The organism is Pseudomonas sp. GW456-E7 (assembly GCF_059424105.1).
In genome coordinates this window covers 1-14,649 of record NZ_JBWKZB010000026.1, presented here as the reverse complement: position 1 = coordinate 14,649, position 14,649 = coordinate 1, and the positions used below count along the sequence as shown (strand labels likewise).

The window sequence follows — 14,649 nt, the reverse complement described above, 5'->3', positions numbered from 1 at the left end:
GGGACAGCCCATGACTCTCGAACAGACTTTACCGATCTGCATTGCCGGCGACTGGCGCCTGGGTCGCGGCGAGCGCTATGCCACCCGCTACCCCGCCACTGGTGAAACGGTTGCCTGGCTCAATGCCGCCAGCGTCGAAGACGTTGAAGACGCCGTGCAAGGCGCGCATCAGGCGTTTTTGCACAGCGGCTGGGCGCAACGCAAACCCCATGAACGCGCCACCGTGCTGTACCGCATTGCCGAGCTGATCCGCGTGCGCAGCGAAGAACTGGCGCAGTTGCAGCGCCAGGACAATGGCAAACCGATCAATGAAACTCGCGCCCTGGTCGCCAGCGCCGCCGGCACGTTCCAGTTCTTCGCCTCGGCCTGTGAAACCCTCGAAGAAACCATCACGCCGTCCCGTGGTGACTTCGTCAGCATGAGCGTTTACGAGCCGATGGGCGTGATTGCCGCGATTACCCCTTGGAACTCGCCGATAGCAAGCGAAGCGCAGAAGGTCGCTCCAGCGCTGGCTGCTGGCAACGCGGTTGTGATCAAGCCGGCGGAAATTACGCCGCTGATGGCCTTGCAACTGGCACGCATCTGCGAAGACGCCGGGTTGCCAAAAGGCTTGCTCAGCGTGCTGCCGGGCAAGGGTTCGCTGCTCGGCGATGCACTGACCCGTCACCCGCTGGTCAAGCGCGTGTCGTTCACCGGCGGCACCAAAACCGGCAAACACATTGCCCACATCGCGGCCGACAAGATGATGCCCGTGTCGCTGGAACTGGGCGGTAAATCGCCGACCATCGTTCTGGAAGACGCCGACCTCGACCACGCGGTGGCCGGTGTGTTGTACGGCATTTTCAGTTCTTCGGGCGAAGCCTGCATCGCCGGCTCGCGGCTGTTCGTCGCCCGCGCACTGTACGAGCCGTTCATGGCACGCCTGGTGGCAGCAGCAGCCGAACTGCGTGTCGGTGATCCGGCGGACGAGAGTACGCAAATGGGCCCGCTGATCAGCGCCGCTCACCGTGAGTCGGTGGAGCGCTATGTGGCACTCGGGCTGGCCGAAGGCGGACGTCTGCTGCTCGGTGGCCAGCGTCCAAACGGCGGTGTCTACGACCAGGGTTACTACTATCCGCCGACCATCCTCGAAGGTTTGAACAACCGCCAGCAGGTGTGTCAGGAAGAAATCTTCGGTCCGGTGCTGGTGGCCATGCCGTTCGACGACGAAGCGCAATTGCTGGAACAGGCCAACGACAGCTTGTACGCCCTCGCCGCCGGTATCTGGACCCGCGACTACAAACGCGCCTGGGCGCTGGGTCGAAGAATCCAGGCCGGTACGGTGTGGATCAACACTTACAAACAGTTCTCGATTTCCACCCCGTTCGGTGGCTGGCGCGACAGCGGCCTGGGCCGCGAAAAAGGTCGCCTTGGCATCCTGCAGTACATGGAACAGAAAAGCCTCTATTGGGGCACGAATGAACAGCCACTGGCCTGGGCCGGAGTGCAACGAGAGGTAGGGTTATGAGCGTTTTAGGCATTGATGAAGTCACCTACGGTGTCGAGGATCTCGAGACCAGCACGCGGTTTTTCAGCGACTGGGGTCTGAGCAAAGTCAGTGAACAACCTGACGAGGTGATCTTCGAAACCCTCAATGGCTGCCGCGTGGTGCTCGCCGACATCAACAAGGCTGGCCTGCCGCCGGCCATCGAACCCGGTTCGACCGTTCGCGAAGTGGTCTGGGGCGTCGAAAGCGACGCTGACCTGAAGCTTTACAGCGAGCGTATCGCCAACGATCCGGACTTCATCGAAGTGAACGGCCGTATCGGTTGCACCGACCCCAATGGCCTGGCGATCCGCCTGCAAGTGACCCGCAAGCGCGAATTGCAGATCGAGTGCAGCGGCCATAACACCTGGCAAACCAAAGGCCGGATCAACAAGGCTGCGCCCGTCTACGAACGCGCCACACCCATAGAGGTCGGGCATGTGGTGTTTTTCGTCAAGGACGTGAATGCCTGTGAAGCGTTCTATCACGAGCGCTTCGGTTTCCAGGCCTCGGATCGCTATCCGGATCGTGGCGCATTTCTGCGCACTGCCGAAGAAGGTGGTCACCACGACCTGTTCATGTTGCAACTGCCCGCCCCTCGCGCCGGCCTGAACCACGTCGCCTTCACTGTGCGCGATGTGCACGAGGTGTTCGGCGGTGGCATGCACATTTCCCGCAGTGGCTGGGCCACGGAAATCGGCCCTGGTCGGCACCCTGTGTCTTCGGCGTTCTTTTGGTACTTCAAGAACCCTGCCGGCGCGCTGGTCGAGTATTACGCCGACGAGGATCAACTGACCGGCGAATGGGAGCCACGCACCTTCGAACCTGGCCCCACGGTCTTCGCCGAATGGGCGATCGCCGGCGGCATCGATGGCAACACTCGACGCCAGCACAACGTGGAAGCGCCGCAAGGCAAATTCCTCACCGACAAGCCAAAACCCTGAGCAGGAGTCGTCCATGTCTTCGTTGAATATCGCCATTGCCGGCGCCGGCATCGGTGGCCTGACCGCCGCCATCGCCCTGCACCGTGCGGGCCATAACGTTACCCTGTTCGAACAGTCGAAAGCCTTCCTGCGGGTGGGTGCCGACATCAACCTGACGCCGAACGCCGTGCGTGCCCTGGACGGTTTGGGCGTAGGTGCCGCGGTGCGCATTCCCGCTGCTCGCCCGACCCACCGAATCAGCCGGATGTGGGACAGCGGCGAGGAAACTTCGCGCCTGGAAATGTCCGACGCCGCCGAGCAGAAGTACGGCGCGCCGCAACTGACCATTCACCGCGCCGACTTGCTGGCAGCCCTGGCGGTGGTGTTCCCCCAAGCCCAGGTGCAGTTTGGTAAGCGCGCGGAACGGGTGTTGCAAACCACCGACGGAATCGAACTGAGCTTCAAGGATGGCAGCCGCCACGTGACCGATCTGTTGATCGGCGCCGACGGCATTCATTCGGTGGTGCGCAACGCGCTGTTCAGAGACGAGCAGCCGCGCTTTACCGGCGTGGTCGCCTACCGTGCGGTCGTACCGACTGAGCGCGTGGCGCACGTGCCGAACATCCAGGCATTTACCAAATGGTGGGGCCCGACGCCACAAAGCCAGATCGTCACTTTTCCGCTGAATCAGGGCCGGGACATCTTCATTTTCGCCACCACCGCCCAGGACAGCTGGCACGAAGAATCCTGGACCAGCGCGGGCGATGCCGATGAATTGCGCAGTCACTATCAGGATTTCCATGCGGATGCCCGGGCACTGCTCGATGCCTGCAGCGAGGTGCTCAAGACGGCGCTGTACGAGCGCGATCCGTTGCCGTTCTGGTCCAAGGGTGCAATGACACTGTTGGGCGACGCCTGCCACCCAATGATGCCGTTCATGGCACAAGGCGCTGGCCAGGCGATCGAGGACGCCGTGGTGCTTGCACGTCAGCTGCAAGACCTGACCCGGACTGCCGAGATTGCCGATGCCCTGCAGGCTTATGAGCAGGCTCGGTTGCAGCGCACCAGTCAGATCCAGATCGGTTCGCGCGGCAATCAATGGCTCAAGGATGGCGGCAACGCCGACTGGGTCTACGGCTATGACGCCTGGGCCGTGCCCATGCCGAACGTGGCTTGAGCATGAGCGAATCCTTGCTGGTCACCGTACTGCTCAAGCACGACCAATCGAAGAACCTGGGAGATATTCAGCGGCACATGAAGCAGCAGGATTGGTGGGAGCGGTTTCCCCCGCAGGGCGTCGAAGTGGTGTCCTGGACCGTGGCCATGGGCCTGGGCCAGATCGGCACCCTGCGCTTGCCACCCAGCCTGCTGCCGACCCTCAACGTCGAGCTCGAACGCTCGGCCTGGGGTGTGTTCAGCACTGAAGTGTTCCCGACATACGACTTTATTCCCGTGCGCGAAATGATCCGCGAACGGGTACGCAATGGAGGTCAATGAGATGAGAAAAAACGAACCCTACCTGGAGCCTCATCAGGCCCGTAAACGCCCCAACACCCAGTTCGAGGATTTGCTCGGCGACTCCATCGAGCGCGCCTTTGGCAATGGCGTCACCGAGTTGCCCGAGTTGCTCGCGCACCTGAACCTGGTCGGGCCGCCCTGCCCGCTGACCACCGGTGAGTGGACACCAGACGCTTATAAAACCCTGATGGCTCGGCTGGGCGAATGACCCGCCGGAGGTAAATAAGAAATGAACATGAACACAACCGTCGATCCTGTAGAAAACCTCCTGGCAAATGGCTTGAAGAACTTTTGGTTCCCAGTCCTGCCTAGTGACCAACTGGGCGAGAAGCCGGTGTCGATCCGTCGACTGGGCTACAAGATTGCCTTGTGGCGTGACAATGACGGCAGCGTGCATGCCCTGGAAGATCATTGTCCTCATCGCGGCGCGCCGCTATCCCAGGGCCCGGTATTGGGCGATCGTCTGCAATGCCCTTATCACGGCGTCGAAGTGCGCTGCGACGGAACGGTCACCAAGGTTCCCGGCAGCCCCGGTTGCAAACTCGAAGGCAGCCGCCCGACCCGGATGTTCCACACCCGTGAAGCCGCCGGCGCGATCTTTCTCTACAACGCTGCCGAACCGCACGTTGAAAATCCACCGGAACTGGTGCTGCCCGAGCAACTGACGTCGCCTGAGTGGAGCAGCTTCGTTTGCTACGCCGAGTGGAAAGGCGACTACCGCTACGTCATCGACAATGTCATGGACCCAATGCACGGCACCTACCTGCACAAGATGTCGCACTCCATGAGCGAAGGCGAAGCTACCGCCAAGTTCGTCACCCGCGACACCGACAAAGGTTTCTTCTTCGAGAAGGAAGGCCAGCGCGGGGTGAACTTCGACTGGACCGAATTCATGGACGACAGCTGCCACTGGCTACGCCTGGAAATCCCCTATCCGAAAACCGGCGGCCCGGGCGGCAACTTCACCATCATCGGCAGCTACACGCCGAGCAGCACTTCCCTGTCGGCCGTGTTTCACTGGCGTTGCCGGCCACTGATCGGCTGGCAGCGCGACACCTGGCGCTTCCTCTACAAGAACCGTCTGGAAGCCCGTCACTGGGCAGTGCTGGAACAGGATCGGGTGCTGCTCGAATTCATGGAACCTGACGCCAACCAGCGGGAAAACCTCTACCAGCATGACCTCGGTGTGGTGCGCCTGCGTCGCTACCTGAAAAACGCAGCCAAGGCCCAACTGGAGCTGATCGACGCGAAGCAGTTGTCATGAACCTGATCGTGCATCCTGTTCAGGCCGACGTGTGTGTCGATTTGCGAACTGTCGAAAAGAGGTGACCGATGTCCCATTCCTCCCCCATCACCGCGCTCGTGCACACCTTGCGCTACGAAGCCGAAGGCATCATCAGCGTCGAGTTACGGCCCTATGGCGACACCGTGTTCGCCCCGTTCGAGGCCGGCTCGCATATCGATCTGCATCTGCCCAACGGCCAGGTACGCAGCTACTCGCTGCTCAACTCGCCGAGCGATCGTGACCGCTATGTGGTCGGCATCCTGCGTGATCGCAACAGCCGTGGCGGATCGGAATATGTGCACGGGCAATTGCGGGTCGGCATGCAACTGCCGATCTCGTCGCCGCGCAACAATTTCCAGCTCGACCTTAGCGCCAGGCACAGCGTGCTGGTGGCCGGCGGTATCGGCATCACGCCGATCTATTGCATGTTCCGCCAACTGCTGGCACAGGGAAAATCCGCCGAGTTGATCTATTGCGCCCGTTCGCGTCAGGAAGCCGCGCTGGTGGAAGAACTCAGCGGCCTGAGCGCCAAAGTCGTCTACCACTTCAACGACGAAAAAGGTATGCCGCCGGACCTGAGCACCTATCTGGCCGGCCAGCCCGACGATACGCACTTTTATTGCTGCGGTCCGACGCCGATGCTCGATGCCTTCGAAAGCACCTGCGAAGGCCTCGGCTATCCCCATGCGCATATCGAACGTTTTGCCGCGGCTGAACTGCCGCCGTCCGAAGACGCGCAGAGCAGTTACATCGTCGAGTTGAAAAAGTCCGGCAAGACAATGTCCATCGAGCCGGGACTGAGCTTGCTCGATGTGCTGCTTGAGGCGGGGTGTGACATTGAGCACAGCTGTCGCGAGGGTGTGTGCGGTTCGTGCGAAACACGCGTCCTGGAAGGTGATATAGACCATCGTGACGGGGTGCTGACAAAAGCCGAACGTGCCGCGAATAAATCCATGATGGTATGTGTATCGGGATGCAAGAGTCGGCGTTTGGTACTCGATCTGTGACACTTTGCTCTATTTCATCCATTAAACAGGCCGACTTATTAGTCGGCCTTTTTTATGCGCGTGAAGTAAGGCCGCACAGATAATGTGCAGTTTCGTTACCCCCTGACTGCCCTGTTTCGCAGGCTATACGCAAAAATGCGTTTCCCATATAAACAATTGTTTTTACTGGATTTATTACCGACCAGCAGCGCAAGTGCGGACTGGCATGTTTTCTGCTCTATCCCTATCAGATACATAGGTCAGACGCCGTATTACCTACGAAACAATCAAAACAAAATCGCACTGCATAACAGCAACACATGAGGCCTTCCTTTTGTTGCCCCTTCCAAGGCAAGCGGGAAAGTGTTGCCGATCACTTTGTAGCGCTCAACATCGCAGGGGAAGTCAGCATGAAGAATTACGTTATAGGTCTGGGACTGATGATGAGCAGTTGCCTCAGCTTCGCAGGCGAACCCGGTCCTGCCGCCCCCGTGACTTCGACCACCGGCAAGAAGCCGTTTCCGCATATCGCCTGGCGTAGCGAAGACGGCCAAAGCAGCCTGGACATTGGCGGCGCCTTGCGCACCAATTACCGCGACGAGCACTGGGACACCACTGAAAACAACGGCCGGTTTCTGTTTGACACCTTCCGTATCGATGTGCAAGCGACTTACAAGAACCTCTACAGTGATGTCGGCTACTGGTTCCAGGACGACGGTAAACGCTCTATCGATCGCGGCTTCGTTGGCTATCGCCTGAACAGCAATTCCAATCTGCAAGTGGGTGCGCCGTTCAAACCGTTCGGGCTGGAACCCTACCCGCAATTTGGCTGGAGCTATCACCTGCCCTTCTTCATGGGTTACGGCGTCAGCGCCGGTACCGGTTTGAAATACAGCTACAAGGACAAGGACTGGGACCTGCAACTGGGCTACTTCCCGCGCATGTTGCCGTCCGACATTCGCTACTCGCCGGAAGTCGGGCGCTACGCAGACCTCAAGGACAATGCCATTCCCTTCACCCAGTCGCGCCAGGATAACGAGAAGCACAACCAGCTCAACGCCCGCGTCGCGCGGACCTTTGTCAACGATGGCTGGAAAACCGAAATCGGCGCATCGCTGGCCACCGCCCAGCTCTATAACGCCACCACCAAGGACGACGGCGACTATTGGGCCGGCGGGGTCCACGCCATCATCAACGCCGGCCAGTGGACCGTCAGCACCCAGGGCATTCGCTACGAGTACGACCCGAAAAACCCGGCCGGCATCAGTGACAATTCAATTCTGATGGGCAGCAACGGGCTGACGTCCGCTTACCTGATTGCCGCCAAAGCCACCATCGCTTCGCTGAACGTCAGCTACGACATCCCTACGCCGAAACTGGGACCCTTGAAGAAAATCAAGCTGTACAACGACTACAGCCGCATGATGAAGGACGAGAGCAGTTGGGACGACTCGCAAATGTACACCGTGGGCGCACAGTTCCTGGCGATGCCGATCATGGCGTGGGTCGATCTGACCTGGGCGAAAAACGCCAACCCCTATGGCGGCGCGGAAAACGGTACAGGGTTTACCAATACAAGTTCGGTCGGCAGTAATCAGTGGTACTACCGGACCAATATCAATATTGGGTATTACTTTTGATTCGTGGTTGATTGCCGTTGCAGTGGGTCGGTTGTTGCCCTTCGTGACGGGCAGCAGTCGGCCGATTCTGTTGAAAAAGTCGGTTTTCCCAAAACGCTCGAACATTGATGGGTGAAAACACCTCTTTTGCACGCTGCTACGTGAAATCTGAGTCCTGAACCTTCTACCAAAAACTCAGATTTCAATCTCAGGTGCGTACTTTTCTGCCGTGGAAACCGAAGCCGACTTTTTCAACGGAATCGGCCGGAATCTGCCCTTATTGCCTATAGTCATCAACCGACACTCACGCCCACGAATGTTCATTTTCGAAGGCTCGTGAAAGACGTCTAGGTAGCTATTTCAGCCTTGCGCTTGGGCTGAAGAATGGCGACACCCCAAATGTCTCCGGATAGCCTGCTTCGAATTGTCCTTGCATCAAAACCTCGCTCCTGCTGGGGTAGTGGCGAAGTATTTGATCTGCCATATCACGCAACTCAGAGTTCAGAGTGCTGTCTTGCGAAATTTCTCGCAAAAACACTCCGGCGGCAATCACCGCCCTAGTACGCTCGTGAGGCATAGTCATAAGGTTTTCCTATTTACAAAGTGGTATTCAGGAGCTTACAAGCAAGTATCGGTACCCGAAACCGGAATACGACCGACCACTAGGTCATTGGCCGCTGCAGCTTGATCGACGTAGCCGAACGAGATTCCGAAGAATATCTCATTGATGCTGCGCTGCCGATCGTTGGGGAGCTTACTGCTTGTGACCACCAGCATCCATCTAAGTGAAAGTCTCTGGGCATCAATGCTAAACCGCGATGTCATTTCAGGTTGGTGCGCACTGAGCTTTCAACGTCTGCTATTGGCTCATCCTTCCCTATCTTTAAATCTCTTAATCTTGGCGGCTGACATGAATGCTTCCTGTAGATACGCGCCTTGTCGCCCGCATCATTGCGCTGGTCGATTAGATTGATGTTTACCTCAATACATCGCTGGTGGGTGAACAAACATGGCCGCGATACTGGACTCGCATACGTGGGGCTCCCTGACCCTAGATTCAAATTGTAGTTTTTGGTGTATTGTTAGTTGACTAACAACATAGAGAATTAACATGTCAAAACTCGCAGAATTTCGTCAGCTTGAAAAGCATTTGGCTGAACAACTCCAAGCACTGGAAGCCCTGAAAGGTGACGTAGGCCTCAAGAAAGAAATCGAGTTCGAGACCAAACTGCGTGCACTGCTGGCCGAGTACGGCTACAGCCTACCAAACGTGATCAACCTGCTAGATCCTCAATCGAGCCGTCGCGCTTCCGCCGTCGATTCCAAGGTTGGCACCCGTAAGCCACGCCAAGTGAAGGTTTACAAGAATCCTCATACCGGCGAAGTCGTCGAAACCAAAGGCGGCAATCACAAAACGTTGAAAGAATGGAAAGCAGAACACGGCTCCGCGACCGTTGAGTCTTGGCTGACCCAGTAATTGTGGAATGAGTACAAAAGTAGGGGGGATAGGGCAATTTTCCGAAAGTTTGGATTAATCTACCCCCTTAATTTTCATGAATTTTTCAGAAAAAATTGGTCATTTAAAAATGTCATTTTTGTCATTTTTCGGGTCAAAAGCGGCATAAAAAAGCTTCAGAAATTGGTCGTTTTTGTCCATTTTATGGACCTTCCGTCTCATTATTCCTCGACAGAGAACAGCTGTTGCCACGTCAACTCGTTAGATGGACCGGGCGAACAGAGGAGCGAAAGGTAAGCGAGTGAAGTCCTAGCCGCCTTTGCGGTGGTTGAGATATTGCACCTCAAGAGCTGAAGGCCCAATACGGCCATTGAAGGCATTGCCTATTTACTTTACCGTTCTCTGTCGACATTCTCGGCCAGCTCGGCAAAGGTGATTCGATCAGAATGATGAGCGCCAGCTGATTAAGGTAAGTGGTCGATTGGCGACGCATTTACGCGCCGAAGATGTGGACTTTTTCCCTTTCGCTGAGCTCGTCCAATTTTTGAGACAATTCTCAATGATATTTATAATTTACAAACAGAAAATCAGGTGGTGCCTCTAAATTTCTAATGGATTAAATAATTAATTCCGCACCAAGCACGCCTTAGGACAGCCAGCGTCGCCAGACTTACCAATAGGGCATAAATTGAAGTTTTCATATGGTTGACACTGGGCTTTCATGGTTGCCGTGCCCGGCTCGACTTTTTGGAATTCACGCCTCTACGGATTGAGGAATACTGAATGAACTCTAGAATCTCATCTTCCCAGTTAGAATTGCAAACAAGCACAATTGCCGAGCGGGACCGTACGTTCAGCCGGGTAATCTGGCGATTGATACCATTTTTAATGTTTGTTTGGTTTCTTGCTTGGATCGACCGAGTAAGTGTGAGCTTCGCAAAGCTGACGATGATAAGTGATTTACAGTGGTCCGATACTATTTATGGGGTGGGTGCCGGGATTTTTTTCATCGGCTATTTCCTATTCGAAGTACCAAGCAATCTTTTGTTACAGAAGATTGGGGCCAAAAAAACCATAATGCGAATCACCATCGGCTGGGGCGCTATATGTGTGCTTATGGCTTGGGTGACTTCTCCGCTGGAATTCTATATTCTCCGTTTTTTGATGGGAGTATTTGAAGCGGGCCTGCAGCCAGGAGTAATTCTTTATTTAACTTATTGGCTGCCGGCGCATCGTCGCGGTAAAGCGCTAGGAGTGTTCATGTCAGCTTCCGCGCTTTCCCTTATGTTCGGCAGTCCAATCGCAGCCTATTTGATGGAGACATTGAATGGCACTGGTGGACTTTCGGGTTGGCAGTGGCTCTTTATCGTTGAAGGCTTTCCGTCTGTCATGGCAGGCATCGCAGCTTACTTTATCCTTTGCGACTCACCTTCGAAAGCTCGATGGTTGAACGCCAGACAGAAAGCTCACATCGAAACTGAGTTGGCAGAGGAAACCCAGAATTTTGGACCTCGTGAGCACCGCTTCTTCGCATCGATAGCCAACGCCAGATTTTGGATTTTGACGTTGATTCTATTTTGCATCGTTGCGAGCAATACAACACTCGTTTACTACGGCCCTAGCATTGTGCGTGAAGTCGGAGTAACTGACGTCAGAACACTGGGTTGGGTCATGGCGGGAGTCTATGCCTGGGGTTGGCTTGGCATGGTTGGGGGTGGTTACTTTTCTGATCGTGGATGTGGAGTAAAATGGAACATCGCGATGACTACTGCACTCGGCGCCTTTGGCTTATTACTAACAGCTCACTTTCTAGAGCAAGGAAGTGCAGCCGGCGTGGTTATATCGTTGTCCATAGCCTCAGCCGGAACCATGGGATCGCTACCAATCTACTGGCAGATTCCAAGCCGCTATCTTTCAGCCGGCGCACTGGTTGTAGGCATCGCATTCATTAACTCTGCTGCAAACCTTGCCGGGTATTTTTCCCCACAACTGCTTGCTTACTTCAAGAGTAATACGGGGCAGTACACCCTAGGCTTAACGGCTGTCGCAGCGATCGAGCTTGTCGCAACAGTACTTATAATAAGCTTCATCTCGAAGGCCAAGTAAACTGTACTGGTAAGCCTATTTACCATTGGCGAGTGGCTGGGTGAAACTGGGAGCTTCGAGCATCTAAGCCAAAGCAACAATTACTTGTTCTCTCCGCTCCCTCCCCAAAATACAATTACAAGTATCTGTCAGCCTCCTGAATCAACAGTTCCTTGAAGAGTTCAGGATGTGCTGCATAGCGTATCGGTCAATCGAGTGGTGACATCATCTGGTCCTTTCTGTCTACGCGCTGGACCAGTTGGATATCTACCCGACGATTCGCGGCGCGCTCTTCCCCTGTACTGTTTCCGGCAATGGGCTGAGTAGCACCGGCTCCGCGTACAACGAAGCAGCTATTGGGCAGAGTTTGCTGTATCCAGTCTTTGACCGCCACCGCCCGAGCGCGAGACAACTCCAGATTCTGTTGGTCATCCCCGGAACTGTCCGAATGCCCTGTGATGACCACCAGTCAGTCGGTCCTAGGGGTAAGTTGGGCCAGCGCGCTGACCAGAACCCTAGTGGCCTCCGGCCTGAGGTCGGCGCTGCCAGGCGCAAACGATAGATGCTCATCCAACCGAATCGATTCGCTTGGACCCATTAACGACGTCAGCGGAGCATCGGCCACTCTGTGTTTTTTCAACCACCAATAGCTTCCGGCCGCTAGCAGCGTAATGAGCAGCAGCACCAGTCCGATGAACGGAATGAGCAGCCTGTTACGCTGAGGTGGCGGCACAGGTGAGTGCTTGCCCGGGGATTGGGGGCGTTGTTGACCTGCTGCAACTTCAGACGCACACGAGTTGGGCCTTGAGCACCTCAGGCGTCAGTTCGCTGTCGATGGTGCTGTGCTGGTCGCTCTGCACCCAGTCAATCTCCTCCCGGCGCGTCTCCGCCATCTCCTCGATCACCTTGCTCACCTGCCCTTCCCAGGCCTGGCGGGTGAACATGCCGGGTACGCTATTGGGCGTATCGAACAGCATCGAGGCATAAGTTTCGCCGACCATGTCCATCAGTGTCAGGTCGGCGTAGTTGTTGCTCGCCTGATCGATCACCTGCTGGTAAAGGCTGGCCACGCCGTTGCGCCGCCCCAGTTGCCCTAGCAATACCTGTCGGGCTTGTGCCACCAGGGTGGGCTTGGTTTCGATACGCCAGTCGGGGTGTGTTGCCAGGTGTTGTGCGTAGAAAGCCCAAAGACCTGGCGACAAACCTTGCCAGAGGCCCGGTGCTACATCAGGACGAGAGGGTTGCTCGCGGGTCAGCACCTTGGTCAGGAAGGTCGCATCGACCTTCTCCGGCCGCGCCATCATCAGGTAAACACTAAGTGTTCGGCCGTCGGCGCTCGGGCATAGGTTGCGCCGCTGTCGACGAACTCGATCACCGCGCTGCCCGAGCCCACACCGTTTACGTAGGGGTAGTAGATGGGCGTAGCAGCACGTCCTTGCCAGTGCGCTCGGCCTCGGACAGCTTTTCATCGCTGTCGATCTTGCGGTCAACGTGGAAGGTAGCCGTGACGTCCTGGCGCACCGTGCCGGTCAGATCGAGCTTGCCCGCCCGCCAGTACTTGACGCCTACCTTGAAGTACACCAGCCGCCAGTGGCAGATACTGCCGCCATCCACGTCCAGCCGAGCCTGATAGATGTCGCTATCGCCCTGGCGCTCGGGCTTTACCTTGAGTACTTCGGAGCCGTAGCTATTGAGCGGACCGCGCTGCGGCGGGAAGCAATGATCGGACAGGTACTCCGCCTCGATGGCCTTGACCGAGGCGCCCTCGGGCGCCTGGATCGCCACGGTCACTTGTGGGCTGCCGGGCGGCGGCGTCAGTTCGTAGCGCGAGCTGCACCCCGTCAGGGCTAGTGCAAGGCCCAGCCTGACAGTCAGCAAGGACAACGTTCGGGCACTCATGGCTTGCGCCCCAGCCGAATGGTCTGCAACTTTTCGAAGCTAGGTTTGGTACTTCCGTCAGCCACTATATTGCCGTCGGGATAAATGAAACGGGTATAGTTACCCTTTTGCTTGACCTTAGGCCCTTGCGAATAGACAACTTTTCCAGAGTGCAGGACAGGTTCAAATTCAACCTTTTTTCGCATTTAAGGCCCTATACGCAATAAAAATATCTCCCTCCCCCAATAGCAAAACATCTTTCTCGTATTCGCCGAGAAACTCCTCATCGACCCAGACTTTTACATTCGACTCTGTTAATCGCTAATTTGAAACTGGCTGTATCTGTAACACTCCCTCTGCGTTACACAGAATTTAGTTGTGTTGCATCGACCGGTTGAATCCCCAGCCAAAAGGAGCCAGTCGTTAGTGCCCTGATCGGTCAGTGAGCTTTTGTCTCGTTCACGGTTTCTCTGTCGAGCTTCCGCCGTCGTTAAAAAAATCGTCTGTCGCAACCATGCCGAAATTGTCAGTGAGTTTACCCTTGTCATTTTCACTGAACATCGTTCGGATACGCCGTTCTTGCTTGAGGCTAGCGATGGTCTGGAAAAAACAGTGCTCACACAGGTGTATCTCATAGCGCTCGCCATCGTGAGCCGAGCCATATCCCCACTGAGCCTGCAATAAGGCATATTGAAGGCCATTACCCCTGACGCGGGTACTATCGAGGCAGACATCGCACAGGATGTCGCTGACGATCTCGACTTCTCTCTTTTCTTTAATCCTCATCACTTACCTCCCGTGGTCATGATTAACCACCAGGGAAGCATACTAGACGCCAGACAACGACAAAACACTGCCCATAGGGAAGCCGCTCGCGCCGTATTCTTTACAGCATTGTGTCCTGCGATCACGGATCGCCACCTTTTTGCTTGGCCTGTGCTAACGGCCATTTCCGGTCAGTCGTGAAAGACATAAGCTCGCTGTGAGTGTGTGCCGCGCCAGCCCCTCATCAGGCTGGGCCTCCCCACTCAAGGGATTGAAGGACACGGCGAACTTGTTTGCCTCCTAGCTCCGTTTCGCAGAGCATGATCGGTGCATCCCCACCGAGCGCTGTGTTCGGTGTCGACATCCAATCTGTGGCAGTCACTGGTGTCTCAAATATCTCCTCGGCCAAGTGACTGACCGTAGCAATTCGGTCCAAACGCTCGGAGGCGACAGGATCAAGGTTCTTTTGCCCTCGCCGTCGTCTTTCCAACGTCGACATGGACGCATTGAGCAGCGTCTCCAGGTGGCGGTCTGAACTGGTCAACTAATTTTGGACACCAGTTACGGTTTCATGCCGCCAGTTTCTCCATAGCTACCGGCGACCGGTAG

16 protein-coding genes are annotated in these 14,649 nt (G+C 56.2%); 10 read left to right on the top strand and 6 right to left on the bottom strand.

What is annotated here, in order from left to right; translation table 11 throughout:
* Window positions 1-10: 10 nt before the first annotated feature.
* From AC07YV_RS17465 to AC07YV_RS17430, 8 genes are all read left to right on the top strand, one after another.
* Window positions 11-1,507, top strand: coding sequence for an aldehyde dehydrogenase (locus tag AC07YV_RS17465; protein ID WP_102701311.1), 1,497 nt, complete (start codon window positions 11-13; stop codon window positions 1,505-1,507).
* The gene (locus AC07YV_RS17460) at window positions 1,504-2,469 is read left to right on the top strand and encodes a VOC family protein (RefSeq protein ID WP_102701312.1); all 966 of its coding nucleotides are present in this window, start codon (window positions 1,504-1,506) and stop codon (window positions 2,467-2,469) included. The genes AC07YV_RS17465 and AC07YV_RS17460 overlap by 4 nt, the downstream gene beginning before the upstream one ends.
* 13 nt (window positions 2,470-2,482) lie before the next feature.
* Window positions 2,483-3,625 carry an FAD-dependent monooxygenase gene (locus tag AC07YV_RS17455; RefSeq protein ID WP_102701313.1) on the top strand — a complete coding sequence of 381 codons (1,143 nt, stop codon included), beginning with the start codon at window positions 2,483-2,485 and terminating at the stop codon, window positions 3,623-3,625.
* A 2-nt stretch (window positions 3,626-3,627) separates the two neighbouring features.
* The gene (locus AC07YV_RS17450; RefSeq protein WP_102701314.1) at window positions 3,628-3,945 is read left to right on the top strand and encodes a hypothetical protein; all 318 of its coding nucleotides are present in this window, start codon (window positions 3,628-3,630) and stop codon (window positions 3,943-3,945) included.
* Window position 3,946: 1 nt separating this feature from the next.
* Window positions 3,947-4,174, top strand: coding sequence for a recombinase-like helix-turn-helix domain-containing protein (locus AC07YV_RS17445; RefSeq protein ID WP_102701315.1), 228 nt, complete (start codon window positions 3,947-3,949; stop codon window positions 4,172-4,174).
* 21 nt (window positions 4,175-4,195) lie between these two features.
* Window positions 4,196-5,230: a Rieske 2Fe-2S domain-containing protein gene (locus AC07YV_RS17440; protein WP_102701316.1), complete on the top strand. Its 1,035-nt coding sequence runs from the start codon at window positions 4,196-4,198 to the stop codon at window positions 5,228-5,230.
* A gap of 68 nt (window positions 5,231-5,298) precedes the next feature.
* On the top strand, window positions 5,299-6,258 hold the full coding sequence (locus AC07YV_RS17435; RefSeq protein WP_102701317.1) for a PDR/VanB family oxidoreductase: 960 nt from the start codon (window positions 5,299-5,301) through the stop codon (window positions 6,256-6,258).
* A gap of 389 nt (window positions 6,259-6,647) precedes the next feature.
* Entirely contained in the window at window positions 6,648-7,877 is a 1,230-nt protein-coding gene (locus AC07YV_RS17430; protein ID WP_102701318.1) for a putative porin, read from the top strand.
* Window positions 7,878-8,211: 334 nt separating this feature from the next.
* Here the strand turns inward: AC07YV_RS17430 and AC07YV_RS17425 are convergent, their stop codons facing one another.
* Window positions 8,212-8,433 carry a BPSL0761 family protein gene (locus AC07YV_RS17425; RefSeq protein ID WP_305885249.1) on the bottom strand — a complete coding sequence of 74 codons (222 nt, stop codon included), beginning with the start codon at window positions 8,431-8,433 and terminating at the stop codon, window positions 8,212-8,214.
* A gap of 534 nt (window positions 8,434-8,967) precedes the next feature.
* Between AC07YV_RS17425 and AC07YV_RS17420 the strand changes: the two genes are divergently transcribed.
* Together AC07YV_RS17420 and AC07YV_RS17415 are read left to right on the top strand one after the other, a co-directional pair.
* Window positions 8,968-9,333, top strand: a complete 366-nt coding sequence (locus tag AC07YV_RS17420; RefSeq protein WP_102701319.1) for a histone-like nucleoid-structuring protein, MvaT/MvaU family — start codon at window positions 8,968-8,970, stop codon at window positions 9,331-9,333.
* A 762-nt stretch (window positions 9,334-10,095) separates the two neighbouring features.
* Window positions 10,096-11,418 (top strand): MFS transporter, encoded by a 1,323-nt coding sequence (locus AC07YV_RS17415; RefSeq protein ID WP_102701320.1) that lies wholly within the window; start codon window positions 10,096-10,098, stop codon window positions 11,416-11,418.
* A gap of 187 nt (window positions 11,419-11,605) precedes the next feature.
* On the opposite strand, the gene AC07YV_RS17410 is transcribed toward AC07YV_RS17415, so the two are convergent.
* From AC07YV_RS17410 to AC07YV_RS17390, 5 genes are all read right to left on the bottom strand, one after another.
* On the bottom strand, window positions 11,606-11,863 hold the full coding sequence (locus AC07YV_RS17410) for an OmpA family protein (RefSeq protein ID WP_158248457.1): 258 nt from the start codon (window positions 11,861-11,863) through the stop codon (window positions 11,606-11,608).
* A gap of 316 nt (window positions 11,864-12,179) precedes the next feature.
* Window positions 12,180-12,866: an ImcF-related family protein gene (locus AC07YV_RS17405; protein ID WP_102701322.1), complete on the bottom strand. Its 687-nt coding sequence runs from the start codon at window positions 12,864-12,866 to the stop codon at window positions 12,180-12,182.
* Complete coding sequence (locus AC07YV_RS17400; RefSeq protein WP_146025391.1) at window positions 12,796-13,296, bottom strand: hypothetical protein; 501 nt, start codon at window positions 13,294-13,296, stop codon at window positions 12,796-12,798. Before AC07YV_RS17400 ends, AC07YV_RS17405 begins: the two co-directional genes overlap by 71 nt.
* Window positions 13,297-13,734: 438 nt before the next feature.
* Complete coding sequence (locus tag AC07YV_RS17395; RefSeq protein WP_102615149.1) at window positions 13,735-14,061, bottom strand: hypothetical protein; 327 nt, start codon at window positions 14,059-14,061, stop codon at window positions 13,735-13,737.
* Window positions 14,062-14,284: 223 nt separating this feature from the next.
* The gene (locus tag AC07YV_RS17390) at window positions 14,285-14,584 is read right to left on the bottom strand and encodes an Xre family toxin-antitoxin system antitoxin (protein ID WP_102701324.1); all 300 of its coding nucleotides are present in this window, start codon (window positions 14,582-14,584) and stop codon (window positions 14,285-14,287) included.
* Window positions 14,585-14,649 lie beyond the last annotated feature (65 nt).

Bases quoted from the DNA above. Each gene is read 5' to 3' on its own strand.
- AC07YV_RS17465 (WP_102701311.1), top strand. From the start codon at position 11: ATGACTCTCGAACAGACTTTACCGATCTGCATTGCCGGCGACTGGCGC.
- AC07YV_RS17460 (WP_102701312.1), top strand. From the start codon at position 1,504: ATGAGCGTTTTAGGCATTGATGAAGTCACCTACGGTGTCGAGGATCTC.
- AC07YV_RS17455 (WP_102701313.1), top strand. From the start codon at position 2,483: ATGTCTTCGTTGAATATCGCCATTGCCGGCGCCGGCATCGGTGGCCTG.
- AC07YV_RS17450 (WP_102701314.1), top strand. From the start codon at position 3,628: ATGAGCGAATCCTTGCTGGTCACCGTACTGCTCAAGCACGACCAATCG.
- AC07YV_RS17445 (WP_102701315.1), top strand. From the start codon at position 3,947: ATGAGAAAAAACGAACCCTACCTGGAGCCTCATCAGGCCCGTAAACGC.
- AC07YV_RS17440 (WP_102701316.1), top strand. From the start codon at position 4,196: ATGAACATGAACACAACCGTCGATCCTGTAGAAAACCTCCTGGCAAAT.
- AC07YV_RS17435 (WP_102701317.1), top strand. From the start codon at position 5,299: ATGTCCCATTCCTCCCCCATCACCGCGCTCGTGCACACCTTGCGCTAC.
- AC07YV_RS17430 (WP_102701318.1), top strand. From the start codon at position 6,648: ATGAAGAATTACGTTATAGGTCTGGGACTGATGATGAGCAGTTGCCTC.
- AC07YV_RS17425 (WP_305885249.1), bottom strand. From the start codon at position 8,433: ATGCCTCACGAGCGTACTAGGGCGGTGATTGCCGCCGGAGTGTTTTTG.
- AC07YV_RS17420 (WP_102701319.1), top strand. From the start codon at position 8,968: ATGTCAAAACTCGCAGAATTTCGTCAGCTTGAAAAGCATTTGGCTGAA.
- AC07YV_RS17415 (WP_102701320.1), top strand. From the start codon at position 10,096: ATGAACTCTAGAATCTCATCTTCCCAGTTAGAATTGCAAACAAGCACA.
- AC07YV_RS17405 (WP_102701322.1), bottom strand. From the start codon at position 12,866: ATGAAAAGCTGTCCGAGGCCGAGCGCACTGGCAAGGACGTGCTGCTAC.
- AC07YV_RS17400 (WP_146025391.1), bottom strand. From the start codon at position 13,296: ATGAGTGCCCGAACGTTGTCCTTGCTGACTGTCAGGCTGGGCCTTGCA.
- AC07YV_RS17395 (WP_102615149.1), bottom strand. From the start codon at position 14,061: ATGAGGATTAAAGAAAAGAGAGAAGTCGAGATCGTCAGCGACATCCTG.